This is a genomic window from Ruegeria sp. YTSC106, from assembly GCF_059609765.1.
The window spans coordinates 74,081-100,700 of sequence record NZ_JBXWMI010000003.1; the positions used below are offsets into that span (position 1 = coordinate 74,081).

The 26,620-nt window shown below is 56.9% G+C and carries 27 protein-coding genes; 11 read left to right on the forward strand and 16 right to left on the reverse strand.

Annotated features, from left to right (window positions below):
- Positions 1-115: 115 nt before the first annotated feature.
- A complete protein-coding gene (gene thyX, locus AC2FEB_RS04710) occupies positions 116-1,024 on the forward strand; it encodes an FAD-dependent thymidylate synthase (protein WP_496671559.1) in 909 nt (302 codons plus the stop codon).
- Positions 1,025-1,478: 454 nt separating this feature from the next.
- Here the strand turns inward: thyX and AC2FEB_RS04715 are convergent, their stop codons facing one another.
- Positions 1,479-1,685: a cold-shock protein gene (locus tag AC2FEB_RS04715; RefSeq protein ID WP_010439113.1), complete on the reverse strand. Its 207-nt coding sequence runs from the start codon at positions 1,683-1,685 to the stop codon at positions 1,479-1,481.
- 215 nt (positions 1,686-1,900) lie between these two features.
- Between AC2FEB_RS04715 and AC2FEB_RS04720 the strand changes: the two genes are divergently transcribed.
- Complete coding sequence (locus tag AC2FEB_RS04720) at positions 1,901-2,218, forward strand: ArsC/Spx/MgsR family protein (RefSeq protein WP_496671555.1); 318 nt, start codon at positions 1,901-1,903, stop codon at positions 2,216-2,218.
- A gap of 40 nt (positions 2,219-2,258) precedes the next feature.
- Positions 2,259-2,627, forward strand: a complete 369-nt coding sequence (locus AC2FEB_RS04725) for a hypothetical protein (protein WP_117868521.1) — start codon at positions 2,259-2,261, stop codon at positions 2,625-2,627.
- Position 2,628: 1 nt separating this feature from the next.
- Here AC2FEB_RS04725 and AC2FEB_RS04730 read toward each other — a convergent pair whose 3' ends face one another.
- The 5 genes from AC2FEB_RS04730 to thrS all read right to left on the reverse strand — a co-directional run bounded on the left by AC2FEB_RS04730 (position 2,629) and on the right by thrS (position 7,314).
- Complete coding sequence (locus AC2FEB_RS04730) at positions 2,629-3,147, reverse strand: DoxX family protein (RefSeq protein ID WP_496671552.1); 519 nt, start codon at positions 3,145-3,147, stop codon at positions 2,629-2,631.
- Complete coding sequence (locus AC2FEB_RS04735) at positions 3,144-3,905, reverse strand: HvfC/BufC N-terminal domain-containing protein (protein ID WP_117868523.1); 762 nt, start codon at positions 3,903-3,905, stop codon at positions 3,144-3,146. The genes AC2FEB_RS04730 and AC2FEB_RS04735 overlap by 4 nt, the downstream gene beginning before the upstream one ends.
- Entirely contained in the window at positions 3,902-4,759 is an 858-nt protein-coding gene (bufB, locus tag AC2FEB_RS04740; protein WP_496671547.1) for an MNIO family bufferin maturase, read from the reverse strand. The genes AC2FEB_RS04735 and bufB overlap by 4 nt, the downstream gene beginning before the upstream one ends.
- Positions 4,760-4,831: 72 nt before the next feature.
- Positions 4,832-5,134 (reverse strand): BufA1 family periplasmic bufferin-type metallophore, encoded by a 303-nt coding sequence (locus AC2FEB_RS04745; RefSeq protein WP_117868525.1) that lies wholly within the window; start codon positions 5,132-5,134, stop codon positions 4,832-4,834.
- Positions 5,135-5,355: 221 nt separating this feature from the next.
- On the reverse strand, positions 5,356-7,314 hold the full coding sequence (gene thrS, locus AC2FEB_RS04750) for a threonine--tRNA ligase (protein WP_496671544.1): 1,959 nt from the start codon (positions 7,312-7,314) through the stop codon (positions 5,356-5,358).
- A 194-nt stretch (positions 7,315-7,508) separates the two neighbouring features.
- Between thrS and AC2FEB_RS04755 the strand changes: the two genes are divergently transcribed.
- The 4 genes from AC2FEB_RS04755 (at position 7,509) to AC2FEB_RS04770 (ending at position 10,705) form a co-directional block, all read left to right on the forward strand.
- On the forward strand, positions 7,509-8,258 hold the full coding sequence (locus tag AC2FEB_RS04755) for an alpha/beta fold hydrolase (protein WP_496671651.1): 750 nt from the start codon (positions 7,509-7,511) through the stop codon (positions 8,256-8,258).
- Complete coding sequence (locus AC2FEB_RS04760) at positions 8,258-9,250, forward strand: alpha/beta hydrolase (RefSeq protein ID WP_496671541.1); 993 nt, start codon at positions 8,258-8,260, stop codon at positions 9,248-9,250. The genes AC2FEB_RS04755 and AC2FEB_RS04760 overlap by 1 nt, the downstream gene beginning before the upstream one ends.
- Positions 9,251-9,294: 44 nt before the next feature.
- Positions 9,295-9,909, forward strand: coding sequence for a hypothetical protein (locus tag AC2FEB_RS04765; RefSeq protein ID WP_117868528.1), 615 nt, complete (start codon positions 9,295-9,297; stop codon positions 9,907-9,909).
- 85 nt (positions 9,910-9,994) lie between these two features.
- A complete protein-coding gene (locus AC2FEB_RS04770; RefSeq protein WP_496671538.1) occupies positions 9,995-10,705 on the forward strand; it encodes an alpha/beta fold hydrolase in 711 nt (236 codons plus the stop codon).
- Here the strand turns inward: AC2FEB_RS04770 and AC2FEB_RS04775 are convergent.
- Positions 10,702-11,289, reverse strand: a complete 588-nt coding sequence (locus AC2FEB_RS04775) for a DUF6151 family protein (protein ID WP_496671535.1) — start codon at positions 11,287-11,289, stop codon at positions 10,702-10,704. The genes AC2FEB_RS04770 and AC2FEB_RS04775 overlap by 4 nt on opposite strands.
- A 5-nt stretch (positions 11,290-11,294) precedes the next feature.
- On the reverse strand, positions 11,295-12,566 hold the full coding sequence (gene phaZ, locus AC2FEB_RS04780; RefSeq protein WP_117868530.1) for a polyhydroxyalkanoate depolymerase: 1,272 nt from the start codon (positions 12,564-12,566) through the stop codon (positions 11,295-11,297).
- Positions 12,567-12,677: 111 nt separating this feature from the next.
- Between phaZ and AC2FEB_RS04785 the strand changes: the two genes are divergently transcribed.
- The 3 genes from AC2FEB_RS04785 to phaR all read left to right on the forward strand — a co-directional run bounded on the left by AC2FEB_RS04785 (position 12,678) and on the right by phaR (position 15,745).
- Entirely contained in the window at positions 12,678-14,480 is a 1,803-nt protein-coding gene (locus AC2FEB_RS04785) for a PHA/PHB synthase family protein (RefSeq protein WP_496671531.1), read from the forward strand.
- A gap of 131 nt (positions 14,481-14,611) precedes the next feature.
- Complete coding sequence (locus AC2FEB_RS04790) at positions 14,612-15,058, forward strand: phasin family protein (RefSeq protein ID WP_117868532.1); 447 nt, start codon at positions 14,612-14,614, stop codon at positions 15,056-15,058.
- A gap of 135 nt (positions 15,059-15,193) precedes the next feature.
- A complete protein-coding gene (gene phaR / locus AC2FEB_RS04795) occupies positions 15,194-15,745 on the forward strand; it encodes a polyhydroxyalkanoate synthesis repressor PhaR (RefSeq protein ID WP_117868533.1) in 552 nt (183 codons plus the stop codon).
- Positions 15,746-15,809: 64 nt separating this feature from the next.
- Here the strand turns inward: phaR and AC2FEB_RS04800 are convergent, their stop codons facing one another.
- The 7 genes from AC2FEB_RS04800 to AC2FEB_RS04830 form a co-directional block, all read right to left on the reverse strand.
- A complete protein-coding gene (locus AC2FEB_RS04800) occupies positions 15,810-17,024 on the reverse strand; it encodes a DegT/DnrJ/EryC1/StrS family aminotransferase (protein WP_496671527.1) in 1,215 nt (404 codons plus the stop codon).
- 112 nt (positions 17,025-17,136) lie between these two features.
- Entirely contained in the window at positions 17,137-18,441 is a 1,305-nt protein-coding gene (locus AC2FEB_RS04805; RefSeq protein ID WP_496671524.1) for an NAD(P)/FAD-dependent oxidoreductase, read from the reverse strand.
- 8 nt (positions 18,442-18,449) lie between these two features.
- Positions 18,450-19,808, reverse strand: coding sequence for a glutamine synthetase family protein (locus AC2FEB_RS04810; RefSeq protein WP_117868539.1), 1,359 nt, complete (start codon positions 19,806-19,808; stop codon positions 18,450-18,452).
- Complete coding sequence (locus AC2FEB_RS04815) at positions 19,808-20,488, reverse strand: type 1 glutamine amidotransferase (protein ID WP_496671521.1); 681 nt, start codon at positions 20,486-20,488, stop codon at positions 19,808-19,810. The genes AC2FEB_RS04810 and AC2FEB_RS04815 overlap by 1 nt, the downstream gene beginning before the upstream one ends.
- 58 nt (positions 20,489-20,546) lie before the next feature.
- Complete coding sequence (locus AC2FEB_RS04820) at positions 20,547-21,866, reverse strand: glutamine synthetase family protein (protein WP_496671518.1); 1,320 nt, start codon at positions 21,864-21,866, stop codon at positions 20,547-20,549.
- Positions 21,867-21,999: 133 nt separating this feature from the next.
- On the reverse strand, positions 22,000-24,186 hold the full coding sequence (locus AC2FEB_RS04825) for a xanthine dehydrogenase family protein molybdopterin-binding subunit (RefSeq protein ID WP_496671515.1): 2,187 nt from the start codon (positions 24,184-24,186) through the stop codon (positions 22,000-22,002).
- Positions 24,187-24,189: 3 nt separating this feature from the next.
- The gene (locus tag AC2FEB_RS04830; RefSeq protein ID WP_117868543.1) at positions 24,190-24,654 is read right to left on the reverse strand and encodes a (2Fe-2S)-binding protein; all 465 of its coding nucleotides are present in this window, start codon (positions 24,652-24,654) and stop codon (positions 24,190-24,192) included.
- A gap of 141 nt (positions 24,655-24,795) precedes the next feature.
- Here AC2FEB_RS04830 and AC2FEB_RS04835 point away from each other — a divergent pair, with 141 nt between their 5' ends.
- On the forward strand, positions 24,796-25,398 hold the full coding sequence (locus tag AC2FEB_RS04835; RefSeq protein ID WP_496671512.1) for a TetR/AcrR family transcriptional regulator: 603 nt from the start codon (positions 24,796-24,798) through the stop codon (positions 25,396-25,398).
- 252 nt (positions 25,399-25,650) lie between these two features.
- On the opposite strand, the gene AC2FEB_RS04840 is transcribed toward AC2FEB_RS04835, so the two are convergent.
- The gene (locus tag AC2FEB_RS04840) at positions 25,651-26,457 is read right to left on the reverse strand and encodes a tetratricopeptide repeat protein (RefSeq protein ID WP_496883868.1); all 807 of its coding nucleotides are present in this window, start codon (positions 26,455-26,457) and stop codon (positions 25,651-25,653) included.
- Positions 26,458-26,620: the final 163 nt, after the last annotated feature.

Genomic DNA, 26,620 nt, shown 5'->3' on the forward strand with positions numbered 1-26,620 from the left:
GAGCGCTGGGTATGGTGAATTGAAAATTGCGCGGGTTGCGGCATATATCGCGGTTCCGGTGTTGCGATTGGCGAGATATAGTAGGGGGCGACTCATTGCCAGAAAGGAAAATTTGATGCCGCTGTCCGCTGACCAACAGGCCGAGATCGAAGCGCAACGTGCGCAATCGCATCCCACTCGTCGCGTCGTTTCAGCGGGAATGGAAGATCACCTGTATACCGCGCATCAGGTTCTGGATCACGGTTTTGTTCGCGTCATTGACTACATGGGCGATGACGCCGCTATCTGTCAGGCTGCACGTGTGTCTTACGGCAAAGGAACCAAATCAGTTCAGAATGACGAAGGTCTGATCCGGTATCTGATGCGGCACTGGCATTCGACCCCTTTCGAAATGTGCGAGGTCAAACTGCATGTAAAGCTGCCGGTCTTCGTGGCGCGGCAGTGGATTCGGCACCGCACGGCCAATGTAAATGAGTATTCGGCGCGGTATTCGATTCTGGATCGTGAGTTCTATATTCCCGCACCCGAACATGTCGCCGCCCAATCAGAGGTGAACAATCAGGGCCGTGGCTCGGCTCTGGAAGGGGAAGAGGCTGCACGTGTCCTGGACATCCTGAAAGCAGACAGTGCCCGGTGTTACGACAATTACGAGGCGATGATCAGTCAGGACGGGCAGCAGGGTCTGGCACGTGAACTGGCGCGGATGAACCTGCCCGCAAACGTCTATACGCAGTGGTACTGGAAGGTCGACCTTCACAACCTGTTCCACTTCCTGCGATTGCGCGCTGACCCTCATGCTCAGTACGAAATCCGCGTCTACGCTGATGCGATGTGCAAGATCGTCGCCGACTGGGTACCATTTGCCTACAAGGCCTTCGAAGATTACCGCCTTGGTGCCGTCAACCTGTCCGCTCAGATGGTCGAAAGCCTGCGGCGCATGCTGGCGGGCGAGGATGTCACACAGGAAAGCTCGGGTATGACGGCTCGAGAATGGCGCGAGTTCGAAGAGATCATTCGCAAATAGAACTTGAATTCGCACAGCGGTAGTTTATCCGGATTGTCATGGGATCGGAACACTGGTTCCATGGCTCTTTTACTCAAGCTTGCGAATATTTCACGTGTGCCCGGGCTTGCATTGCATGTGCAGGCTGACTGCTCATTGCTTGGATTTGGTGAGGACTGTCGCACGTTTGCTCCAGAAACTAGAACGGCAATTCTGAGCGGAAGGCGTGGCAACGTGCGTGCGCGAACCCAGGCAGTTTGCGTAAGTCTGGACTATCCGGCTTGGGGGCTCGACCGCGGTCGTGACATACGCGAACGGGGTTTCCAGCACCGCGAAAAAGGACACAGACCAATACTGCCACGCCGATGCGAAGTCAGCGTGAGAACAATGGAACGAGACCGGTGAGGGGTGGCTGACGGCCGGAAAATTGGCCGCCATCCTTAATTGATTCACCCTGCAATCAGCGGGGATGTCGTTACAACGGCTTCAAATCAGAAGCCATTTGCCGACCGTCGCGTCCGTCCTCCAACTCGTAAGAGACTTTCTGATTGTCAGCGAGTCCGGTAAGGCCGGACCGTTCTACGGCCGAGATATGTACAAACACATCTTTGCCCCCTTCATCAGGGGCAATAAAACCATATCCTTTGGTGGTATTGAACCATTTCACGGTGCCGGTAGGCATGTCCCGTGTCTCCTTCTACTTACGCATTGTCCCACAAATTGGTGGGGGCTGTGGTGAGCGACATCGTAAACCCGACTGGATCGCTATTTCTGAACAGTCCAATTCACATGTTTCGCCTTTTTCAACATTGCATGGTGATGTAAAAAATCAAGAATAACTGCCTGAAACTGGCAAGTTTGCCCAAAATGCAATCAAATGCAGGAACAGTAAAAAACATGCGCCTTTATGGACTGAAGACTTGTGACACCTGTCGCAAGGCATTGAAAACGTTTCCAGATGCAGAGTTTGTAGATGTCCGCGGCGATGGCGTGCCGGACTCTGTGTTGTCGCAAGCGCTTGCCGCCTTCGGCGACGCTTTGCTCAACACAAGGTCCACAACATGGCGTGGGTTGGATGACAGCCAACGCGCGAAAACACCTTTGGAACTGTTGAAAGAGCATCCCACCCTGATGAAGCGACCGTTGATCGAGAAAGATGGAGATCTGTTTCTGGGCTGGACAGCCGAAACACGAACGCAGCTTGGTATTTCTTAAGGAATGCTTATGTGCCTGCAAGTAAAAGTGAGGATGTTCAATGCGTAATGCCGCCATGATTTTGGGCGTTATCGCCGGATTGATCGGTATGATCGTCGGGTTTTTCGGATATGCGAAGGTGGTCGTGATCGATCACGTCGGCGAGATAGAAGGAGTTCTGAGGCAGGCAGACAACCCTGATCTGATTCAGGCCGTGTCGATCATTGCGCCTTTGTTGGCCATTGTCGGGGGGGCGATGGCGCCTGCGCGTGCTCTTTTTGCCGGAATCTTGCTGCTCATTTCAGCGGGAGCGATGTATTATGCATTCGGATTTGGTGTCTTCACCATGTTCCCGATTGCGTTTGCCGGGGTTGCCGGGGTGCTTGGGCTGGCAGCGGGTAAACCGGACCAGCCCAAAGCGCATTTCTAGGTCATTTCAGACGCAGGATCCGATCAAGTGAGATGGGGCCCGCACCGTTGATCACGATAACCAGCATCAGGAACGTCCACATCGTGCGCTGATCCATAATGGATGGCGCTGCCTCGAACAGGCTGCCCAGTTTCACGCCATGGCCAGTAACGTCGACCAGAGTCTGCACCCAGATGAAACCGATCATACCCAAGGCGGCCAGGCGGGTGAACAGACCGACAAGCAGCAGCGCAGGAAGGACGAATTCTGCAACCGTGCCAAAGAAAATGACGATACGTTGGAAGAATGTCATTTGGGATACGTCATAAAGTACGGCTTCGGCTGCTTTGGGGAAAATCTGACCGAAGGCACCTGCCGAAGGTGAAAAGATCGAACCGTCGATCTTCAGCATTGCCGAGTTCCAGTAATAGACCAGAAGGACAGCGACAAAGACCAGCCGCGCCAGCGTTGGTGTAAGCCAGTTGGACGCAAGGTCCACCTTTCCCAGAACGTTGTTGTGAAGTGAGATCAGGGCAGTCATGTCTCCAGCCTTTCGATAGTCACAGAAGTTAGTGCACCGCCCTGTAGAAGCAGTGCCAGAGTGGTTCCAAGGTCAAATTCAGGTTGCGTCGCCGCGGTTTTCTCAAACGCTTCGCCGATCATGTCGCCACCTTGTATGTGGGTTATCCAGTCTGCTCCGCCAGCGGGCAGCAGCTGGGCAACCGGGTCGAATTCCGGGCGTGTGATCAACACATCCTCCGCTCGTGCAACCGGTTTCGGTGCGTCGGCGTCGGTGTTGAAGCGCCAGATCGCGTGAATAGGCCAGTCTGAACGTATCACCCGCATGGCAGGGGCAAATCGCAACCGGGCCCGCATGACCTGTTCGGGGTCTACGGCCAGAGCTTCTGCCGGGGCAGGTTGGCTGTCGGCGGCGTGGTACGACTTGCGCAAGGCAAGTTCCATCCGCGCCACATCCGGCAAGTAACCAAGATGCGATAGCTGCTGCATTCCAGCCAGAAATTCGGGAAAGGCTTCACCGTAGAACATCATCAGCGGTGAAGATGGCGGGTGCTGGCGCAGAAATATCCCGGCCAGCCCATCCATATTCCCAGAGCCCAGCAACTTGGTGATGACTGGAAACGCCTGATGCATCGCCTCGGTCAAGGACACGGCGATATTGTTGCGATAGACGCTGAACCGACGACCGGCTGGCTGCGCCTGGGCGTCCAGCAAACCTTCGGGGACAGGGGCTGACGCATCCATCATGGCTGCGCGAAATTCGGATTGCGAAACGCTCATGCCGGGATCCGTTCCAGGGCGGTCTGCGCGCGAACGGCCTCTTCTCGCAAAACGGGCCAGTCCGGTACGTCGGTGTCCCACTCGACCAGGACGGGCTTCGGCCCCGTCCGTTCCAGCACATAATCCAACAACGCCCAGACCGGATCGACGACTTCACGCCCGTGGCTGTCGATCAGCAGCGGGTGGCCGTGATCGTCTTCATCCTCGTCATGACCGCCAAGGTGAATTTCCCCCACTTTTTCCAGTGGATAGGCATCGATGTAACCCTGAGGAGAGAAATCCAGATTGGTGGCAGAGACAAAGACGTTATTGACATCCAGCAACAAGCCACATCCGGTACGACGTGCAATTTCGCGCAGAAAGTCGGGCTCTGACCAGGCGCTTTCTTCAAAAGCCAAATAGCTTGAGGGGTTTTCCAACAGCATCTGCCGCCCGACAGTATCCTGCACCTGATCGATATGATCGCAAACACGTGTCAGAGTTGCGTCGGTATAGGGCAAGGGCAGCAGGTCGTTGTAGAAATGGGTGTCATGGGTGGACCAGGCCAGGTGTTCGGAAAAGCTGGCGGGGTTCAGCCAACCCACCAGTTGTTTCAGCCGGGCCAGATGATCAGGGTCCAGTGCGCCTTCGCCGCCAATGGACAGGCCAACACCATGGACCGAGATCGGGAATTGTTCGGAAAGATGGCGCAGCTGCGCCAGAGGTCGCCCGCCATCGCCCATATAGTTCTCCGCATGAATTTCCAGCCATGCGACGGGCTGCGCGTGTTCAAGTACCTGAGCGAAGTGTTGCGGCTTGTAACCTACGCCCGGAGCTGCGGGCAGGCGGTTCGACCTGTGGGCATCATCCAACATGGGCCAGTTCCTTGATCACGAAAGGGAAGGGGCGGGCGATGGTGCCCGCCCCCTGAATTCGTCAGGCGCTTCTTATGCCGGCAGGTCGCGATCCTGAGCTTCCAGCGAGCCTTTGCGCGGTGCGCCGTCGGCCTGTGCGGGCAGTTCGATATCCGCGCAGGTGCCTGCATCGACCAGGGTCCATGCGTTGCCCTGATAATCAACGGTCGAGGTGCCCGCGCAGGTGGTGCCAGGGCCAGCGGCGCAGTCGTTCTGACCGGCCAGCGATACGCCATAGCATTTTTCTTTTGCCTGAGCGGATGCAGTGGTTGCGGCGCCCGATACGGCGGCTGCGACTGCGGTTGCGATAACCAGGGACTTAGCTGTGTTCGACATCTCGGTAATCCTCTTGATGACTGGGTATGTCTGCTTGTGACAATGACAAAGGTAGTGGCTTGGTAGACAGAGTTGAATTCACGAGCCCGTGTCTCACAAGCACGTCAGGGGGCGGTGTGCCCTCTTGCAGCGTAACGCATTGTTTTTGATTGAAAAAGGGGGAAATGTTTCAATCTGGCCCCAAATCGGGGGCCAGATTTCTTGCGATTTCCTGCCGATTGTTACAGCAAATCCGGTGCGGTGGCTGCCTGCGACAGCTCGTTTGTTACAACGTCAAGCGGTTGTACCTGCGTCTGTTTTTCACCCAGACGCCGGACACTGACAGTGCGGTCGTCGACTTCGCGATGGCCGACGGCCAGAATGACCGGAACCTTGCCGACCGAATGTTCACGAACCTTGTAGTTGATCTTTTCGTTGCGAATGTCGGCTTCGGCCCGAACACCAGCTGCGCGCAGGGTTTCGATTACTTCGGCGACATAGTCATCCGCCTCAGAGGTAATAGACGCGACCACGACCTGACGCGGGGCAAGCCAAAACGGCAGCTTGCCTGCGTGTTCTTCGATCAGGATACCGATGAAACGTTCGAACGAACCCAAGGTTGCACGATGCAGCATAACGGGACGGTGTTTACCGCCGTCAGCGCCGATATAGGTGGCGTCCAGACGCTCTGGCAGCACGAAATCAACCTGGTGCGTACCGCATTGCCAATCGCGACCGATCGCGTCGGTCAGAACAAACTCCAGCTTGGGGCCGTAAAAGGCGCCTTCGCCGGGGTTGAGCTCCGGCTCGATCCCGGCAGCACGTGTCGCGCTGAGCAACGCGGCTTCGGCCTTGTCCCAGACTTCATCCGACCCAGATCGTTTCTCAGGGCGATCCGAGAATTTGACCGAGAAGTTTTCGAATCCCAAGTCCTTGTAGATCCGGGACAGGAACCGGATGAACTCTGCGGTTTCAGACTCGATCTGGTCTTCGGTGCAGAAGATGTGCCCATCGTCCTGGGTGAAGCCGCGCACACGCATGATACCGTGCAGCGCACCTGACGGCTCATAGCGGTTGCACGAGCCAAACTCAGCCATACGCAGCGGCAGGTCGCGATAGGATTTCAGGCCCTGATTGAAGATCTGCACATGGCAGGGGCAGTTCATCGGCTTGAGCGCGTTGATCGCCTTTTCGCGCGCGTGCTCCTCGTCCACTTCGACGATGAACATGTTCTCCTGATACTTGTCCCAATGGCCCGATGCTTCCCACAGTTTACGGTCCACAACCTGTGGCGTGTTGACTTCGACATAGCCGCTGTTGCGCTGCTGGCGGCGCATGTAGTCCTGCAACTGAGTGTAGATCGTCCAGCCGTTGGGGTGCCAGAAAATCTGACCGGGCGCCTCTTCCTGCATGTGGAACAGGTCCATTTCGCGGCCCAGCTTGCGATGGTCGCGCTTGGCGGCCTCTTCCAGCATATGCAGGTGCGCTTTCAGCTTTTCCTTGCCGGTGAAGGCCACGCCATAGATACGCTGCAACATCGCGCGTTCGCTGTCGCCACGCCAATAGGCGCCGGCGATGGACATCAGCTTGAACGCATCCCCCGGAACCTGGCCGGTGTGTTGCAGGTGCGGTCCACGGCACAGATCCTGCCAGTGGCCGTGCCAGTACATGCGCAGCGGCTCGTCGCCGGGAATGGCTTCGATCAGTTCGACCTTGTAGGGCTCGTTATTGGCTTTGTAGAACTCGATCGCGCGCTCGCGGTCCCAGACCTCGGTGGTGACGGGATCACGCTTGTTGATGATCTCTTTCATCTTTTTCTCGATGAGGCCCAGATCTTCCGGCGTGAACGGCTCTTCACGGTCGAAGTCATAATACCAGCCGTTTTCGATAACGGGGCCGATAGTGACCTTGGTCGCGGGCCAGATTTCCTGAACTGCGCGGGCCATGATATGGGCCAGATCGTGGCGGATCAGTTCATTGGCCTGAACTTCATCCTTCATGGTGTGGATGGCGATCTGCGCGTCGGATTCGATAGGCCATTGCAGGTCCCAGTGCTTGCCATTCACGGTGGCCGAGATGGCCTTTTTGGCCAGCGAGGTTGAGATATCGGCAGCCACCTGTGCGGGCGTGACGCCTGCGTCGAAGGAACGTGCATTGCCATCGGGAAAGGTGAGAGAGACGGATTGAGAATCCAGGGCCATATCGGCTCTCCTCGTCGGTTTGGCGCCCACTGAACGCCCGGTTGCGGGTTATGTGTGTTCGGCTGATGTGGCAGGTGCAGCAATTTCTGTCAAGTGCTGCAGGGTGCTTTGGCTGACGCAACGAGACATCGAATTCAGGAATTGCGACCATCGAGCTGCCGTGCATGATGTTCCCCAAAGAGAAAGAGGATTTCATGGCAGCGACGGAATTTCTGGAAACGGCTCAGGGGCGGCGACTGGCTTATCACAAAAGCGAAGGGTCAGGGCCGACCATCGTTTTTCTGGGTGGGCTCAAATCGGACATGGAAGGCACCAAGGCCGTGCATCTGGAAGTTTGGGCGCAGGCGCGGGGGCAATCGTTCTTGCGGTTCGATTATTCCGGCCACGGCGAAAGCTCGGGTGCGTTCACGGATGGCTCTATTGGTCACTGGCATCAGGACACATTGGCCGCAGTAATTGCATTGACGGACGGACCATTGATTGTGGTTGGCTCGTCGATGGGGGGGTGGCAGGCATTGCTACTGGCCAGGGCCATGCCCGAACGAATTGCCGGCATGGTCACAATTGCTGCTGCACCGGATTTCACCGAGGACGGGTATTGGGCGTCTTTCAGCGACGAACAAAAAGCCGCGTTGAACACTGTCGGCCATGTCGAGTTGCCGTCCGACTATATGGAACCCTATATAATCACCAAGCGCATGATCGAAGACGGACGTCAGAATTTGGTTCTGCGGGGCGCTCTGGATCTGCCGTTCCCGGTTCGTTTCCTGCAAGGCACCGCAGACACGGCGGTTTCGACCGAAACAGCCGTGCGGCTGCTGGAACATGCTGCGGGTCCCGACATGCGGCTGTTGTTGGTCAAGGGGGCTGATCATCGCTTCTCGGACGAGAAGTGCCTGGGCCTGATCGAGACCGCGGTTCTTGACGTGTTGGGAGAAGCCTGATGCGGCGCTTTGGTTGGATTCTGGGGCGCGCTCTTCTGGCGCTGGTTGTTCTCGGCGGCCTGGTCTACTGGTTCGGCCCGCGCGAGGAAGTGAACCTGCACCCGACTTTTGATTCCCGGAAATTTGGTGAAGGTGTTCAGGTTTATTTTGAAAGCACCGAGTCCGCCTATGATGATATCGTTCCGGGTGTCGAAAAGCGCGTGGTCTGGCAGGACGGGTTCAAGGAACAGCGCACGCCGTATTCTGTTCTGTACATCCACGGTTTTTCAGCAAGTTCTGAGGAAATCCGCCCCGTGCCTGATCTGGTGGCTGACGCTTTGGGGGCCAATCTGGTTTTCACGCGGTTGCAAGGTCACGGTCGGGATGGGCCGGCGATGGCCGAGGGTACTGCCTCGGGCTGGATGCAGGACATGGCCGAAGGGCTGGCAGCGGCGCGTGCGGTCGGAGAGAAGGTGATCGTCATTTCCACCTCGACCGGAGGAACACTGGCGGCGGCCGCTGCGTTGGATGTTGACCTCAGCCTGGACTTGGTTGGCATGGTCTTTGTCTCGCCGAACTTTGGTGTGAATACCGTCGCGGCGTGGGTACCTTCCTTACCTTGGGCAAGAATCTGGTTACCCGTTCTCATGGGGCCAGAACGCGATGTGTCAGGGCCGGACCCAGAGAAGAACAAGTACTGGACGTCGGTCTACCCGTGGGAAGCCGTCGTGCCGATGTCCGTGCTGGTGGATACGGTCTATGCGCTGGATTTCTCTGTGGCCCTGATACCCGCTTTGTTCTGGTTTTCGGATGATGATCAGGTTGTGCGGCCGGACCGGACGCACAAAGTGGCTGAGGCCTGGGGCGCTCCGGCAACGGTCAAGCTGGTTACGATGGAGCCGGATGACGATCCGTCTTCACACGTTATCGCAGGGCGGTTGATGTCGCCGGGTCAAACCGACGCGGCCGTTGCTGGTATACTGGAGTGGCTCAAGGGCTTGGGGGTGGATTAAACCCTGATCGGAAAAAAGGATGCAAGATGCGTAAGCCGGGCAGCATGTGGAGCCTTGAGACCCTGGGCCGCGTCCGCTTGTCCCGGCACTTCTTCATGCGTGATTTCCTGTATTCGGAAATCGGCAACTTCCACCAAAAGCAGAATATTCCGGACAACCCGGATCTGGCTATCGAAACAGGTCGCGCGTTTTGCGAAACCCTTCTTGACCCCTTGGAAGAGACATTTGGCCGGGTCGCCGTCAGGTCGGGCTACCGCTCACCGTCCTTGAACCGGTTTGGCAATGAAAACAAACTGAACTGCGCCCGAAACGATAATCCGTTGGAATGCCATATCTGGGATCACGGGGAAGGGGATGCGCGGATCGCCGGGGCATCCATCGTCATCCCGTGGTTCGCGGATCAATATGCGCAAGGCAGGGATTGGCGGGATCTGGCGTGGTGGATGCACGATCATCTGGAGTATTCCGAAATCTGGTTCTTCCCCAAGTTATGCGCGTTCAACCTTGTGTGGCGGCCCAGGCCGCATCGTCGGATCGACAGCTACATTGCTCCGCGTGGATGTCTGTTGAGGCCCGGCACTGAGCCGGGTGAAGACCTTTCTGCCCGGCAAGCCCGTTACGCCGATTTTCCGGCATTTCGAGCAATCGCCTACCCATGAAGTTTTCCTTGCCTGGTTGCGGCAAAACTTTCATCCTGAGAACAACTGGAAGGACTCGGAAAACCGAGCAGATGGAGACCCCCGCGTGATCGAGCCGCTGGTGTTGTTGCCTGGATTGATGTGTGATGCCCGCCTGTTTCGGCCTCAAATCGAGATACTGTCACGGGCACGGCCGGTCACCGTTGCGCCGATATCCGGAGGTGAGCGTATCGAAGAAATCGCCTCGGGGATGTTGGCTCAGCTTCCCCATAGGTTTGCCCTGGTCGGGCAGAGCATAGGCGGTGTTGTGGCGTTGGAGTTGATCCGGCGGGCACCGGAACGGGTGTCGCGCCTGTGTCTGATGTCGACAGACGCTCAGGCGGATACACCTCATATCGCAGCCAGTCGTGAGGACCTGATTATTGGCGCTCAGGGTGGGCGGCTGGAAGAAATCATGCGCCAACTGGTTGGCACCGATACATTGGCGCCGGGGCCAAGGCGAATCCCAATTCTGAATGATCTTTTGACAATGGCGAATGATCTGGGCGCCGAGACATTCGTTCGTCAAATGCGTGCCTTGCAGCGCCGGCCTGACCAACAGGGAACGTTGCGCCGCATCAAAGCCCCCACTTTGATCATGTGCGGCGTGCATGACACGCTTACCCCCGTCAAACGCCACTCGTTCATGTCTGACCTGATACCGGGGGCAGAGTTGAAGGTTGTCGAAAATGCGGGGCATCTTCTAACGCTTGAAGCACCTGATGCCGTGAATAACGCCTTGGAAACCTGGCTGAATATCCCGCAACGGTTTGACTAAGGGTAAAGCGCTGCGCGTTCGTCTTTCGAAATCACATTCGGTGTCACCGAAGGCTCGCCAGTCTCGTGGTGAAAAAACGGCGTATTCTTCCACCGCCCTGACAGGCGTGATCGCAAGGCGCGGTGCAAAAGGCCAAACGCCGCAAACCTGACCTTTTCGTGTTTTTGTTTTCCATTGGGTCGAGGGACAAACCCGCGGGTCGTGACCGGCCCCAATGCGGAAACATCACCGGTAATCCTGCCGGCAATTAATCCTGCAAAAGGTAAACGTGCAGTCTGTGGCGTCGTCGCCAGCGGGGCGTTGCAGCAGCTAGCGTACCATCTCAGCATACCATTTGGGCTTAGTTTCATGGCCGAAAGGAATTGACCGCCAGCGGTAAAATCGATTTCATCCGGTGCCATCTGGAAAATGTCAACCGGGCCGGGGGCCGGGTCGGGCTGCCGGAAAAACAGCTGCGCCGCGCGGCAGTCATGACAAAAACACTCGACATGGGTTCCAAGCCGAACACCCCGGTCCGAGATTTGACCCTTCAACTGGCCGCAAATGCAGGAAAAGGCGAGACCAACATGTGTCGGCCCGCCCATGTTCTTCAGGCGACCTTGTTGCTATTCGCTGCGCGGCGGCGTTTCTTGCGGCTGTTTTCGTTCATGAAATCAATCACAAGCGGGCGGATGTTGTCGCGCCAGCTGCGGCCTGCGAAGATGCCATAATGGCCCGCGCCCGGCTCTACGTGGCTGGCTTTTTTGCTGTCTGGCAAGCCGGTGCACAGGTCCAGTGCAGCAATGCATTGACCGGGGGCCGAGATATCGTCATTCGCACCTTCGACCGATTTCACCGCAACGTCGGTAATCTTGCCGATATCAACCTTGTGGCCAGCGACAACAAATTCGTTGCGCGCAATCTCGCGGTTCTTGAAGACGCGTTCGACCGTCGACAGATAGAATTCGGCCGTCATGTCCATGACCGCAAGGTATTCATCATAGAAACGGTTATGCGCATCCAGATCCGAGGCTTCGTTGCGGGTAACGCGTTGAATCTGATCGGAAAACGCCTTGGAGTGGCGATCGGCGTTCATCGACATGAACGAGGCCAGTTGCAGCAGGCCGGGATAGACCATACGCCCGACACCTTTGTACTTGAAGCCGACCCGTTGAATCATGGTCTCTTCCAGCTGACCCATCGTGACACGTCGTCCAAAGTCGGTAACGTCAGTCGGAGTTGCGTCCGGGTCCACCGGCCCGCCAATCAGTGTCAGAGTACTGGGTTGAGCCTTGGGTTCCACCTCGGCCAGATAGGCAGTGGCCGCCAATGTCAGCGGGGCGGGCTGACACACCGCCACGACATGCGTGTCCGGCCCGAGTTCCTTCATGAAATCCACAAGGTAGAGAGTGTAATCCTCCACATCGAACTTGCCTGCAGACACAGGAATATCGCGCGCGTTATGCCAATCGGTAATGTAAACCTCACAATTGACCAACAGGCTTTTGACGGTCGAGCGCAGCAGCGTGGCATAGTGGCCGGACATGGGCGCAACCAGCAGGACCTTGCGCGGTTGTTCTTCCCGGCCGTTGACACGGAAATGAACCAGATCGCCAAAGGGGCGTTCCAGAACAGTCGTGATCTCGACCAGATGATCCTTGCCGTCTTCGCAGGTGAAGGTTCGAATGCCCCAGTCAGGTTTGACAACCATTCGCTGGAAGGTCCGTTCGGTCACTTCGCCCCATGCGGCCATCCAGCTGAACGCCGGGTTGGGTGTCATGGAAAACAGCGGGTAGGACGCCATCGCGCTTGCGGTTGCACCAAGCCACTGGTTGGTGTTACGCATGGACTCCATGAGGTCGTAGGTCATCATATAGCGCATAAATGGGGCCTCCTGAGTGTCAGCCTGAGAGTTCGGACCATTCGTCGCTTTGCCCCCCAGCACCCACGACGTTATTCTGCATAGCAGCGAGGTTAGGGTGGAATTGTTAAAATGACAACTAGCGAAGGCCAAATGCCAGACGTGTCCGAAGAACATATTGAACGAATTAAAGAAAATATGGAAAAGGTCGAGCAGCTCTCGAAGCGCCTGATCGAGATTATGGCGTCAAAAAAGCCGCACACCCCTGCGCTGGACGGCCCGAATCAAGAGCTTTTTGCACGAGCAGCAACGGCGTATTGGGCCGAGGCATGGCAAAACCCCGCCAAGTTATTGGAGCAGCAAATAGAATTCTGGGGAAAGTCGGTTTTGAACTTTGCCGAAGCGCAGAAAACGCTAACCTCAGCAGAAGACGAAAACGAGCTGGCCAAATCGGGTGACAAGCGGTTTTCCAATCCCCTTTGGGAAAAAAACCCGTATTTCCGCCTGATCCGCCAGCAATATCAGACAAATGCAGAAGCCATTGCTCAGGCAGTTTCGTCGGTAGATGATCTGGATGCCAAAGACAAACGACGCCTGCAATATTTCTCGCAACAGATTATTGACATGATGGCGCCGACGAATTTTCTGGCGACCAATCCGGATGCCCTGCAAAAAGCAGTCGAGACCGAAGGTCAATCGCTGGTCAAGGGGTTGGAGAATCTGGTTTCAGACCTTGAGGCCAATGACGGCGAGTTGGTCGTGAAACTGGCAGATGAAAGCGCGTTCAAGGTTGGCGGAAACCTTGCGACAACGCCGGGTGAGGTCGTGTATCGCAACCGGATGATGGAACTGATTCAATACAAGCCGGTGACCGAAACGGTTTACGAAACACCCATCATTCTGTTCCCGCCCTGGATCAACAAGTTCTATATTCTGGATCTGAAAGCCCAGAACAGCATGATCAAATGGATCACCGAGCAGGGCTATACCCTGTTTGTCGTGAGCTGGGTTAACCCGGATGAAAGCTATGCCGAAACCGGCATGGAGGAATATGTCCAAGACGGTTTCCTGACGGCAATCGAGACGGCGAAGAAGATCTGCAAGGTCAAACAGGTCAACGCTGTGGGCTATTGCATCGCTGGCACAACGTTGAGCCTGACTTTGTCCTTGCTGAAGCAGCGCGGAGACAAGTCCGTCAAGTCGGCAACTCTGTTTACGGCACTGACGGATTTTTCCGATCAGGGTGAGTTCACGCCATTCCTGCAAAACGACTTCATCGACGGAATCGAAGAAGAAGTGAACAAGGAAGGCGTTCTGCGGTCGTGGATCATGGCGCGCACCATGTCGTTCCTGCGATCACGCGACCTAGTTTATGGTCCAGCCATTCGCAGCTACATGATGGGAGAGGTGCCTCCGGCATTTGATTTGCTCTACTGGAACGGCGATGGTGCTAACCTGCCGGCAAAAATGGCCGTGGAATATCTGCGAGGTCTCTGCCAGCGCAACGAATTCGCCACCGACGGTTTTGAGTTGATGGGGCACAAGCTGAAACTCGAAGACGTGGATGTGCCTCTGATGGCCATCACCTGCGAAACCGACCACATCGCGGCATGGAAAGACTGTTACCGCGGCGTGCAGAAAATTGGCTCGCGGTCCAAGACCTTCGTGGTTTCAGAATCGGGTCATATTGCGGGCATCGTGAACCCGCCCAGCAAGAAAAAGTATGGCCACTATACCAACCCGGATATGAAGCCGGACGCCAGCACCTGGCTGAAAGAAGCTGATTTTCACGAGGGGTCCTGGTGGCCCATGTGGGACGCTTGGTTGAAGAAGCGGTCCGGAAAGCAGGTTCCGGCACGCGAACCGGGCGATTCGAAGCACCCCAGCCTTACCCCCGCACCTGGAACCTATGTTGTTGCCAAGCCAAACGGCTGATTTCATTTTGAAACTTAAAAAATTCTGCATTGCAGCAAGAAAAAACTTGCAATGCTGCGATGCAGCAATCATATTGTCCTCAAGCTGATGAAAGCCGGGGTGGGCCCGGACCGGCTAAAAGGATTAGGACAATGGCAAAGACCCAAGACTTTACCGCGATCATGAAAGACATGATGGGTGCATTCCCGGTGGACACCACCGCAATGGAAGGCGCATTCAAATCGACCGCTTCGCTGAACGAGAAGCTGTCGGGCGTTGCACTGGAAGCTGCTGAGAAATCGGCCGAGATCTCGAACAAATGGACCAAGGACACCCTGGCCAAGCTGAGCGAGATGTCTAAAGCCAAGGCAGAGCCTGCTGATTATGCAAAAGCCGCAACCGACTTCGCAAGCGCGTCGGCTGAAGTTGCTGCTGAAAACATGGCCGCTTTTGCTGAGATCGCGAAAAAAGTTCAGACCGAAACGGTTGAACTGCTGATGGCTGCTGGCAAAGACGTTGCGGAAGAAACAACCGCCGCCGTCAAAAAAGCGACCAACGAGGTCACCACTGCAGCCAAGAAAGCTGCAACTGCAAAGTAAGAAACGTCCGCGAAACGCACCCAACCCTCCCATTAGGTGCAGTCGCGTTGGGCAGGTCCATTGACCTGCCCTTTCTTTTTGTGCTGCACTCGCATAACCTGTGCTGCAACGCATCATCCTTGGGGAGGGAATCCGGTGTCGGACCAAGAAAAACCGCTGCTGATCAAGCGCTATGCCAGCCGTCGGCTGTATAACACCGAGACCAGCGATTACGTGACGCTCGAAGATATCGCGGGTTTTATCCGTGACGGGCGCGAAGTACAGATCATTGATCTGAAAACCGGCGATGACCTGACGCGCCAGTATCTTCTGCAAATCATTGCCGAACATGAAAGCCGCGGTGAGAATGTGCTGCCGGTGAATGTACTGAACGATCTGGTCCGTAGTTATATGCTTCCGGGTGGGGGCATGATGCCTCAGTTCCTGCAAAGCTCGTTCGAGATGCTGCGGGAAAGTCAGAGCAAGATGGTGGAAAACATGAGTGCCATGAACCCGATGTCTCAGATGCCGGGTTTTGATGCATTGCAGGCGCAGCAGCAGGCTTTCCTGAAGGCGATGACCGGTGGGCTGTCAGGCGGATGGTCCGGTCCGGACAAGGACGAGGGAAAGTCTGAACCGAAAGAGGATCTGGAGGACATCAAGAAGCAGCTGGCGGAATTGCAGCAAAAACTGTCCAAGCTGAACTGATTTGTTCCGAACAAAGAAAAAGGCCCGCGCTATGCGGGCCTTTCTTGTTTGAAGTGCTGTCGTTTTACGTTCCATAAACCGGCATCGGGCCGGTCACTTCGCCAACCGATGCCAGCAGGATGTCTGCAATCACGTCCAGCTCATCGCGCGTCAGGCGCACGGGCAGACGAACATCGCACGCCTTCATCAGCATTTCGCGTGTCCTGGGCAGATCGAAAGTTTCCGGAAGGAACTTCCAGTTCCAGAAGGCGCGGGCATTGTCCTCACTCAGGCCGAACACCTGAACTTTGACGCCGCGCGCCTCGGTTGCTTCGGCAAAGGCGCGGATCTCATGTTCCTGCATCCCGACCAGATTGAACTGGATCGAATCCGGCGCACGCTGCTCGGGGGGCAGCGGGGCTGGAACCTCGATATGGGGAGAGGTGTTCAGGCGACCGGCAACATAATCGTGGTTCGCCAGGCCATCGCGGACGCGGCGCGCCAGTTCCGGAATTTGTGGGCGGATCACGGCGGCGCTGAGGTTGCTCAGGCGAAGGTTGTACAGCGGCAGCTTGTTCTGCCAGCGGGCAAAGGCCTCTTCCAGTTCGGGTGAGTTGTCGCCCTGCGGGCCTTTGTGTTTCTTCCAATTGTGTTCATAGGCTCCCGACATGATGACGGCCCGCGCGACAAGATCTGCATCATTCGTGATCAGGATGCCACCTTCGCCGGCATTGATCATCTTGTAGGATTGGAACGAGAAACACCCGACCTTTCCGATCGTTCCGATATTGCGGCCGTGCCAAGTGGTGCCCAGCGAATGCGCGGCATCCTCGATCACAGGAATGTTGCGAGCGTCGCACAACGCCATGATCGCATCCATGTCGGATGTATGCCCACGCATGTGGCTGATGATGACCGCCTGAACGTTGTCCAGTTTGGCTTCGAAATCGGCAATGTCGATGCGGTAGTTTTCGCCCACTTCGCACAGAACGGGAACGCAATCGGCGTGGACGATTGACGACGGCACGGCAGCGAAGGTGAAGCCCGGGATCAGAACACGCGCATCGCGGGGTAGATCAAGCGCCTTGAGCGACAGAAACAGCGCGGCCGAGCATGACGACACCGCAAGGGCGTATTTCGTGCCCAACAATTCCGCGAACTCGGCCTCCAGCAGGGCCACCGGGGCATCCTGCGGTGCGGTATAGCGGAACAGATCGCCCGACTGCATCAGGTCGTCAATGGCATCTTTTGCGGCTGTGGGGATGGGTTCGGCGGCATGAACGTTTGGTGGAAGCGTCATATTTGGATTTCCCGAATATTGTATTTGGGAAAGATAAAGCTATTCATGGGGCAATCCAAGCCCTCAATCGCCGGTTGGCAAAAATTCACCAATCTGTCGCAATTTAGGTGGATCAGATCCCAAGCCGGTCGCGCAGCGCGAACCACGTCATGGCCAGCACAAGCAGCGGATTGCGCAGGGCAGGGCCGCCGGGGAAAGACAGCGCGGGCACCCGTGCCATCGTGTCAAACCCTTCGGCCTGACTCTGAATGGCCATCGCCATGAGCTGCCCGGCATGGGTCGCAGTGCCGACACCGTGACCGGAATATCCCGAAGCCGAAAGGATATTGGGTGCGACACGGGCCAAATACGGCATCCGCCGCATGGTGATGGCCAGCGTTCCACCCCACGCATAGTCGATTTTCGCGTCCTGCAGATGCGGGAAAATCTCGGTCATGGGTTTGCGGACCTTGCCGGCGACATCCGATGGAAAGCGGTAGCCATAGCTTTCACCGCCTCCGAACAAGAGGCGACCATCAGCACTGAGGCGAAAGTAGTTCACTACGAATTTTGTATCTGCGACTGCCACATCCCGGGTCAAAACCCTCGCGGCGTCTTTTCCAAGGGGTTCGGTGGCCGCGATGAAATTGTTGATGGGCATGACTCTGGCGGCGACGGAACGATTAAGATTGCCCAGATACCCGTTGCAGGCCAGAACGACGTGCTCGGCCCGAACATTGCCGTGTGCAGTTCGGATCACCGCAGGCTGGGTTTCGTCAATCCCCATAACCTCGGTGCCTTCAAAGATACGAACACCCGCTTTGGCCGCGGCTTGCGCCAATCCCAAAGCAAAGTTCAAAGGGTGTAGATGTGCCGCACCCATGTCCAGATACCCGCCCTTGTAAGCGGGTGATGGGCAAAGCGCGTGACCTGCGTTTTCGTCCAACAATTCGATCTGGTCATATCCGTACCGCTCAGAAAGATGGCCAGCGTGGTCATGCAGTTCTTTCTGCTCAGATCTGCTCAGGCCCAGGACGGCGACGCCGGGTTTCAGGTCACACGCGATCTGATGTCTGGCGATCAGGGATTTGACCAGATCCTTGGCGTCTTCGGCCAAATCCCACAGCTTGGCGGCGTCAGCATCGCCAACAAGACGTTCGAGGTCTTCCTGATCCATCCGCTGCGCGCTGCCCAATTGGCCGCCGTTTCGGCCTGACGCGCCAAAGCCGACACGGTGGGCTTCAAGCAGCACGACGTCGAACCCGGCTTCGGCCAGATGAAGAGCCGCGGACAGCCCCGTATAACCGCCACCGACTACACACACATCCGCTTTGGTGTCTTCTGACAACGCAGGAAAGCGATTCATCGGATTTGCCGTCGCAGCATACCAGCTGTCTGGGTACTCACCCTTGCGGTCGTTGGAATAGAGCAGGTTCACGGAAGGTCTCAGACGTTGATCAGCAGATGTTCACGTTCCCAAGGAGAGATGACCTGCAGGAACTCTTCGTACTCGGCCCGTTTGACGATGCCGTAAACGCGGGCGAATTCGGGGCCCAGAACCTCGTGCAGGGCAGTGGCCTCGTCAAACAGATCCAGCGCTTCTCCCATGACCTGTGGGATATCTCCTTCGCCTTCATAAGCGTCGCCATAGAACTGACGACGCGGGCGCTCTTGCTGAACCAATCCCAGATAACCGCAGGCCAGCGACAGCGCGATGCCCAGATACGGGTTGCAGTCCATCCCGGCGATGCGGTTCTCAACACGGCGCGCTTCCGGACCCGACAGAGGCACACGGATGCCGGTGGTACGGTTGTCCCGTGCCCATTCCAGATTAATCGGTGCCGCGTGATCTTTCACATAGCGCCGGTAGGAGTTAACGTAAGGTGCCATCACCGCCAGACCGGCGGGCAGATGGTTCTGCAACCCGGCGATGAAGTGATAAAAGGCGTCGGTCTCGCCACCCTGTGGTCCGGAAAAGATGTTCTGCCCGGTTTCCATGTCGATGATCGAGTGATGGATGTGCATGGCCGAACCCGGTTCTTCCTCGATCGGTTTCGCCATGAAAGTGGCGAAACAATTGTGCCGCAGCGCGGCCTCACGGATCAGACGTTTGAAATAAAAGACTTCGTCAGCCAGTTTTACCGGGTTGCCATGGCGCAGATTGATTTCCAACTGCCCGGCACCGCCTTCTTGCGTGATGCCGTCGATCTCGAACCCCTGATGTTCGGCGAAATCATAGATGTCGTCGATCACCGGGCCGAACTCGTCCACCGCCGTCATGGAATAGGCCTGCCGTGCGGCAGCGGGGCGACCTGAGCGCCCAATCATTGGCTTGATCCCTTGTGCCGGATCGACATTGGGAGCAACAAGAAAGAATTCCATCTCGGGCGCTACAACCGGTTTCCAGCCTTTGTCGTGGTAAAGCTGTACAACACGTTTCAGCACGTTGCGCGGGCTGTATGGAATCGGTTCACCATCCCGGTTGTAGGCGTCGTGGATCACCTGCAGCGTCCAGTCGCCGGTCCAGGGTGCGGCGGTGGTTGTCGAGAAATCGGGTTTCAGGATCATGTCCTTTTCGATGAACCCGTCATCACCGGCAGCTTCGCCCCAGCCCCCTGTGATGGTCTGGTAGAAGATGCTGTCGGGCAGGTGGAAATAGGATTGCTTTGCGAATTTTGATGCAGGCACCGCCTTGCCGCGCGCAATACCCGGCAGGTCTGAAATGATGCATTCAACTTCGTCCAGTCTCTGTCCGTGGAAATACGCCTTGGCGGCTTCCGGCAGTTTATCAGTCCAATCAGCCATCAGGCTCTCTCTTTCTTTAGAAAATCGGCCATGTGGCGCGCGATTTTGGCGTTGTCGTCCGGCGCGGTTTCGCGATTTGCGGCTTCGCGCATCAGATCCTCCGGGACGACGCCCTTGCCCCGTGTCCGCATCAGGCCTGCCACGAAACCGTTGGTGAATTCCGGGTGGGCCTGAACCGTCCAGATTGTGTCCCCATAAGCCAGCATCGCGTTTTCGCAGAAGGCATTCCGGCCCAGAACCCGCGCCTCTTTTGGCAATTCAACAACCTGATCCTGATGCCAGGCATTCAGCCATAATTTGTTGCCGTCATACTTGTATTCAGTACGACCTACAGCCCAACCTCCAGCGAACTTCTCGACCTTGCCACCCAGTGCCTGAGCAATGATCTGATGGCCAAAGCAAACGCCGACCAGCGGTTTTCCGCTTTGTTGGATCTCGCGCACCAACACTTCCAGCGGCGCAATCCAGGGCAGGGCTTCGTAAACCCCGTGACGAGACCCGGTAATGACCCATCCATCCGCATCATCTGCACTATCGGGGAAGGTGCCGTCCACGACGGCAAAGGTCACGAACTCGAACCCATTGCCAGCCAACAGCGAGGGGAAAAGCTCGTCATAATCCCCGAATTCATCCTGCAGCACTTCGGGGGTGTGGCCGGTTTGTAGAATACCGATTTTCATGTGTCACCAAATTTGATCAAATTAATCCTAACCGAGACTGAGTTAAGCGGCAAGGGGGTCAAATCGCCTCGAGATAGCTCAGCCAGTGATCCTCGGGTGGGATGCTCGCAAATCGGGTGATCTCTTGCCGCTTGGTCATGGTCAGATAGCGGATCAGGTCTGCGGGGAACAGACGCGGCACCAATGGATCAGAGGCGAACCTGTCAATCGCACTCGACCAATCCGGCATCAGCTGAGGCAGGTCTGCAATGTCATAGGCGTTCCCCGTGATCGGGGCGGGTGGGGTCAAACCGTCTTCGATGCCAACAAGTGCCGCGCCCAGAACCGCGGTTAGCATCAGATACGGGTTTATGTCCCCGCCGGCGACGCGGTGTTCGATGCGCCGTGCAGCCGGGGGGCCGCCCGGGATGCGAATAGCTGCGGTTCGATTTTCATAGGCCCAGCAGGCCCCCGTGGGCGCATGTGCCCCTGGTATGAGCCGTGTGTAGGAATTCCCGTGGGGCGCAAATATCAGCGTACTGCCCGGCATGGCCGCGACACAGCCAGCGACGGCAGACCGCAAGATCTCAGTGCCTTCCGGCCCGTTGTTGTCGAACACATTGTGCCCGTTCTGGTCCACTACCGAGAAATGCACATGCATTCCGTTGCCGGCGTCATCAGTATAAGGCTTGGACATGAAGGTTGCCGCAAATCCGTGCTTGCGCGCCAATCCACGCGTCAATGCCTTGAAAAGCCACGTATCATCGGCACAGCGCATGGCGTCCTGATGGTTCAGGTTGATCTCGAACTGGCCGATGCCGCTTTCCGAGATGGCCGTCTGCGCGGGGATGCCCATTTCGGCGCAGCCGTCGTACAGTTCGGTGAAGAACGCTTCGAACGCGTCCATTTCAGCAACCGACAGAACTGCCTCATCGGTAAGGCGCCGCCCGGTGATCGGATTCACTGGCGGTTGCGGTTGCGCGCCAGACGCATCAACCAGTGTGAACTCCAACTCCGTCGCGGCAACAACGGACCAGCCGCGTTGTGCATAGCGGTCGAGTATGGCAGACAGAGCATGCCGCGGGTCGCCCGGGAACGGTACGCCGTCATCATCATACAGGCTCATTGGCACCAGCGCCGTTTCCGTATCCAGCCAGGGTACAGGGACCGGGCCGCGTTCGGTCGGGCGCAGCACTCCATCTGCGTCGCCGGTTTCAAAGACCAGCGGGCTACCGTCGATGTCTGCGCCCCACAGATCAACGTTCAGTGCCGAGAATGGCATTCGTACAGCCCCCTTCTCCAGTTTGTCCGCATAGACGGGGGGCACGCGTTTGCCGCGCATCTGACCATTCAGATCACATGCGGCAACGCGGAAATTGTGCAGGGCGCTCAGGTCCATTGGGGGCTCCGTCGGTGAAACTCCCCAGTGATTTACTTCAATGGATCTGCTTTGTCATCAAATTTGATCAAATTTTGGCTTTGGTGTTCATGGACCTCCCCGCGCCGGTTTTGACCGGCGCGGGGAGGTGCTTTTAGGCGAAGCTTACGCCATGCGCTTCCATGGGCAATTGCGCCACATGCACACCTGACAGCGCATTGATCGCATTGGCCAATGCTGGCGCTGACGGTGGCGTGCCGGGTTCTCCTACGCCGGTTGGCGCTTCGGCTGATGGCACGATATGTACGTCAATTGCGGCAATATCCCCAATACGCAGCGGTTCGTAATCCGGGAAGTTGTATTGGTCCACAGCACCGCTGGTCAGAGTGATCTGGTCACGCATCACGTGGCCAATGCCATAGCCGATGCCGCCTTCCATCTGGGCGCGCACAACATCCGGGTTCACGGCAATGCCGCAATCCACGGCACAGGTGACCTTTTCAATCTTGATGCCACTTTCCGGATCGCCCGAGACTTCGACCACTTCAGCCGCGTAAGACCCAAAGGACTTGTGAACAGCGATCCCCTGCGACCGACCTTCTGGCGCATTGCCCCAGTTTGCCTTTTCGGCCGCCAGTTTTAAAACAGATGCCTTTCGCTGCTGGTCCGGGTTGTCGTCGTCGGACAGATGGGCCAGGCGGAACTCGACCGGATCGCGCCTTGCCGCTTGGGCCACGAGATCCATCATGGTTTCCATCGTATAGGCCGTGTGAGTGTGTCCGACAGAGCGCCACCATAGTACCGAGGTTGCCTTGGGCGTATCTGTTAAACCCAGCGCCATTCCCGGAATCTGGTAGGGGCTGTCTGCGATACCTTCGATAGAGCTGTGGTCGACCCCGTCATGCACCGCGAAGGCCTCGAAGGCCGTGCCTTTCATGATTGATTGGCCAGCTACCTGATGCTGCCATCCGACGATTTTGCCATCGGCATCCAGGCCAACCCGGACCTTGTGGCCAAAGGCGGGGCGGTAATACCCGCTGCGGATATCGTCTTCGCGCGTCCAGACCAGTTTCACCGGGCGCGAGCGGTCAGTGACGACAAAAGCCATAGCTGCCTCGACCTGATAATCCGCATCCGGAGTTGCGCGGCGACCAAAGGAGCCACCCGCCAGCATGGTCTTGATGTGGATCTTCTCAGCGGGAAGGCCAAAGATCTGCTGGTAGGCCATATGTGGCCCTGTCGGCATTTGCGCCCCGTCATGCAGAACGATGTCACCATCGGCTGTTTGCTCGATCGTGCAGTTCAGCGGCTCCATTGGAGCATGGGCCAGCAGTGGGAAGTAGAACGTTTTTTCAACGACCTTGTCCGCACCGTCGATGGCGGCTGCCACAGCTTCAAAATCTGCCTTGTTCACGTTATACGTGGGCTCAGCCTCCAGCGCGGCCATGATCTCGGCCTTGATCTGGTCCGAGTCACGGGTTTCTGCGCCGGACATGTCCCACTCGACCTCAAGCGCATCGCGTGCTTGAATCGCGGCCCAGGTGTTTTCGGCATAAACCGCGACACCGGCCTGATTGGGCAGGACGGCTGCATTGATATAGCCTTTGACCTCTTTCGATGCGCTGTCATCAAAACCCAGGGCGATGCCGCCCTTCGCTTCCGGGCGTTTGATCATGGCGACCATCTGGTTGGGCAGGTGAACGTCCATCGCGTACATCGCCTGCCCGTTGCCCTTGATTGCCGAATCCTTGCGGCGCACCGTTTCATTTCCGATCAGGCGGAACTCGGACGGGTCTTTCAGGCGCGGCTCTGCCGGAGCGTCCAGCTGCGACGCAGCAGACACGAACTCAGCGATCGGAGCCGACTTGTCGCCCGCCTTGACGATGCCGTCTTCGATGGTGATGGCGGATGCATCCACGCCCCAGCTCTGCGCAGCGGCGTTGATCAGCATTTCGCGCGCAGCAGCACCGGCCTGACGATATTGCAGCCACGAATTCGCCATCGCGGTCGAACCGCCAGTGCCCTGGAATGGACCAAACAGCAGGTTGTTGTAGACGTTCGGATCCGAGGGGGCGAACTCGTATTCGATCTGGTCCATGGTCAGGCCGATTTCTTCGGCAATCAGCGTCGGCAGGCCGGTCGCTGGGCCCTGACCCTTTTCAAAGTGCTTGACGATGGCGGTCACGGTTCCATCCGCATCGATTTTCACGAACGGGTTGAGCTGGGCGGTCTCGGACGAGGCCGCGGCCAGTGCTCCGTCTGGACGGGTGCCGACCAGCAGGATGGCACCGGCAGCGGCGGCACTTTTCAGAAACCCACGGCGAGATGTGTTGATGGTCATGGATCAGGCCTCCAGAATTTCAGACGCGCGCTGGATACCGGCGCGGATGCGTTGATAGGTGGCGCAGCGGCAGGCATTGCCGGACATGTACTCGTCAATCTCCTGAGCCGACGGTTTCGGGTTCTCGGACAACAGCCCGACAGCCGACATCACCTGACCCGACTGGCAGTAGCCGCACTGGACGACATCCAGCTCGACCCAGGCCTGTTGTATGGCAGCACCGATCTTGTCGTCACCGACAGCTTCGATGGTCGTGACTTCGGCACCTTCGACGTCTTCAATGAAAGTCTGGCACGAACGGACGGGTTCACCGTTCAGATGCACCGTGCAGGCCCCGCAGGACGCAACGCCGCAGCCGAATTTTGTGCCGGTCAGTTTCAGTTCGTCTCGGATCACCCAGAGAAGAGGCGTTCCGGGTTCGGCATCAACCTCGTGGGTTTTGCCGTTCAGGTTCAATGTAAGAGCCATGATGAGGGGGTCTCCTGTTGGTGCTGGTTTCCGCACTTGGTAAACTCGCGGGTTTACTCATGGCATATTGTTTTGCCTCTGTAAACTCCTGCGTTTACCTAGTGTTTGACCAAGGCGCGTCAACAGGTCTATAGCTCTGACATGAACGAATGCAGCGCACAGAATGCGTCCAAGCGCGCACAGATCATCGAAGCTGCCGTGGCCGAGTTCCAGGAAAAGGGATTTGCCGCGGCCAGTATGGACCGCATTTCAGCAAGGGCCGAAGTGTCCAAGCGTACGTTGTACAAGTACTTTGAAAGTAAAGAGAACCTGTTTCGCTCCATCGTGGTCGAATTGTCCAGTCGCTTTGCTGAAGTGCTGGAAATCCGGTATGAAAAAGGTCGTGGCATTCGTACGCAACTGACCGAACTGGCCTGGGCCGAGGGACGTATTCTGATGCGGCCCGATGTTATCGCGATGGCCCGGATGGTGATCAGCGAAACCTTGCGCAACCCGACGCTTGCGGCGGAAGCTCAGGGCAAGCTGGACAAGACGGCGACATTCATTGCCATGCTCAAGGATGCGGCAGAGGATGGGCAGCTTCGGATCGATGACCCGGAACGGGCAGGGCGCGAATTCATTGGCCTGATCAAGGCACGCGCCTTCTGGCCGCTGCTGTTTACGGGCGGGGCGCTCAGCGAACCCGAGATGAAGGAAACGATCGAAAGCAGTGTCCAGATGGTGATGAGTCGATATGGTGTCTGATCGGAAACGGCTGAATCCTCAGGGTCGCCGTCGGGACGCCGCCAGAGGAATGTGTTAGGGCTTTTTGACTTGATTCGGATGGGCAAGACCACTGACGGGCAATCGGATTTCGGAGCATAGCAGGATGGAGGCGTTGCTGTGACAGGCAAGGCAACACAGGCAGCGCGTGTGAGCGTGGCGCCGATGATGGATTGGGCGTAAAAGCAATAAATATCAATGTATTGTTTTTGCAGTGTGCAAACAATGTGCAGTTCAGCACCCCTTATAGTTCTTGGAGACACATTCTCGGGCCAGTTGCTGCGCCATTGAAATATCTTCGGGAGTCATTTTTTGGGCCAGAATATCCCGTTCTTTTAGACCACGTTCACTACCGAGCGAGGCGGCAATATTCAGCCACATGTGGGCGTAAACGTCATCCTGGATAACACCATAACCACTGTAGTACATTCCTGCTAAGTTGTACTGCGCGGTTGCACTTCCTTGTTCTGCCGCCAAACGATACCACTTCGCTGCTTCTGCGTAATCTTGAGGAACACCTTCACCTATGCGGTACATGCTGCCCAGGTTAGCTTGCGCTGGTGCGTTCCCTTGTTCTGCCGCCAAACGATACCACTTTGCCGCTTCCGCGTGGTCCTGCGGAACGCCTGCGCCTATGGCGTACATCACACCCAGATTAAGTCGCGCGGAGGGGTTCCCTTTTTCTGCCCCCAATCGGTACCATTTCACAGCCTCTGCGTAGTCCTGCGAAACGCCAAGACCATTTTCGTACATTCTACCCAAGTCGGACCGCGCCTGTCCGCTCCCTTGTTCTGCCGCCAAGCGATACCACTTCACCGCTTCCGCATAATCCTGAGGAACGCCCAGACCAGCTTCATACATGTAACCCAGATTCACCTGCGGGATAATAGCTCCTTGTTCGGCCAATGGGCGCCATTCTTGAATGGCAGTCTCAAAATCACCTGCTTGAAACGCAGCTGACCCCACATTGTAGTCCTGCGCCCCTGCGGTTTGCCCACCTGCTGCCAGAAGTATTGCGGCGAAAACTAGTTGCTTGCTCAATTCCCACTATCCCATTCGAGTGTTTCTGTTTTTGATATTCGAGGAAAATGCTACGGCAAAGTACTTTCCCATTAATGTCGATTTGAGACTAAGATCTATTGAGAAGCAAAACCAAGTAGCAACTTGTCGTTGTGTGTACTGGCAGGAAAAAATGCAACACTTC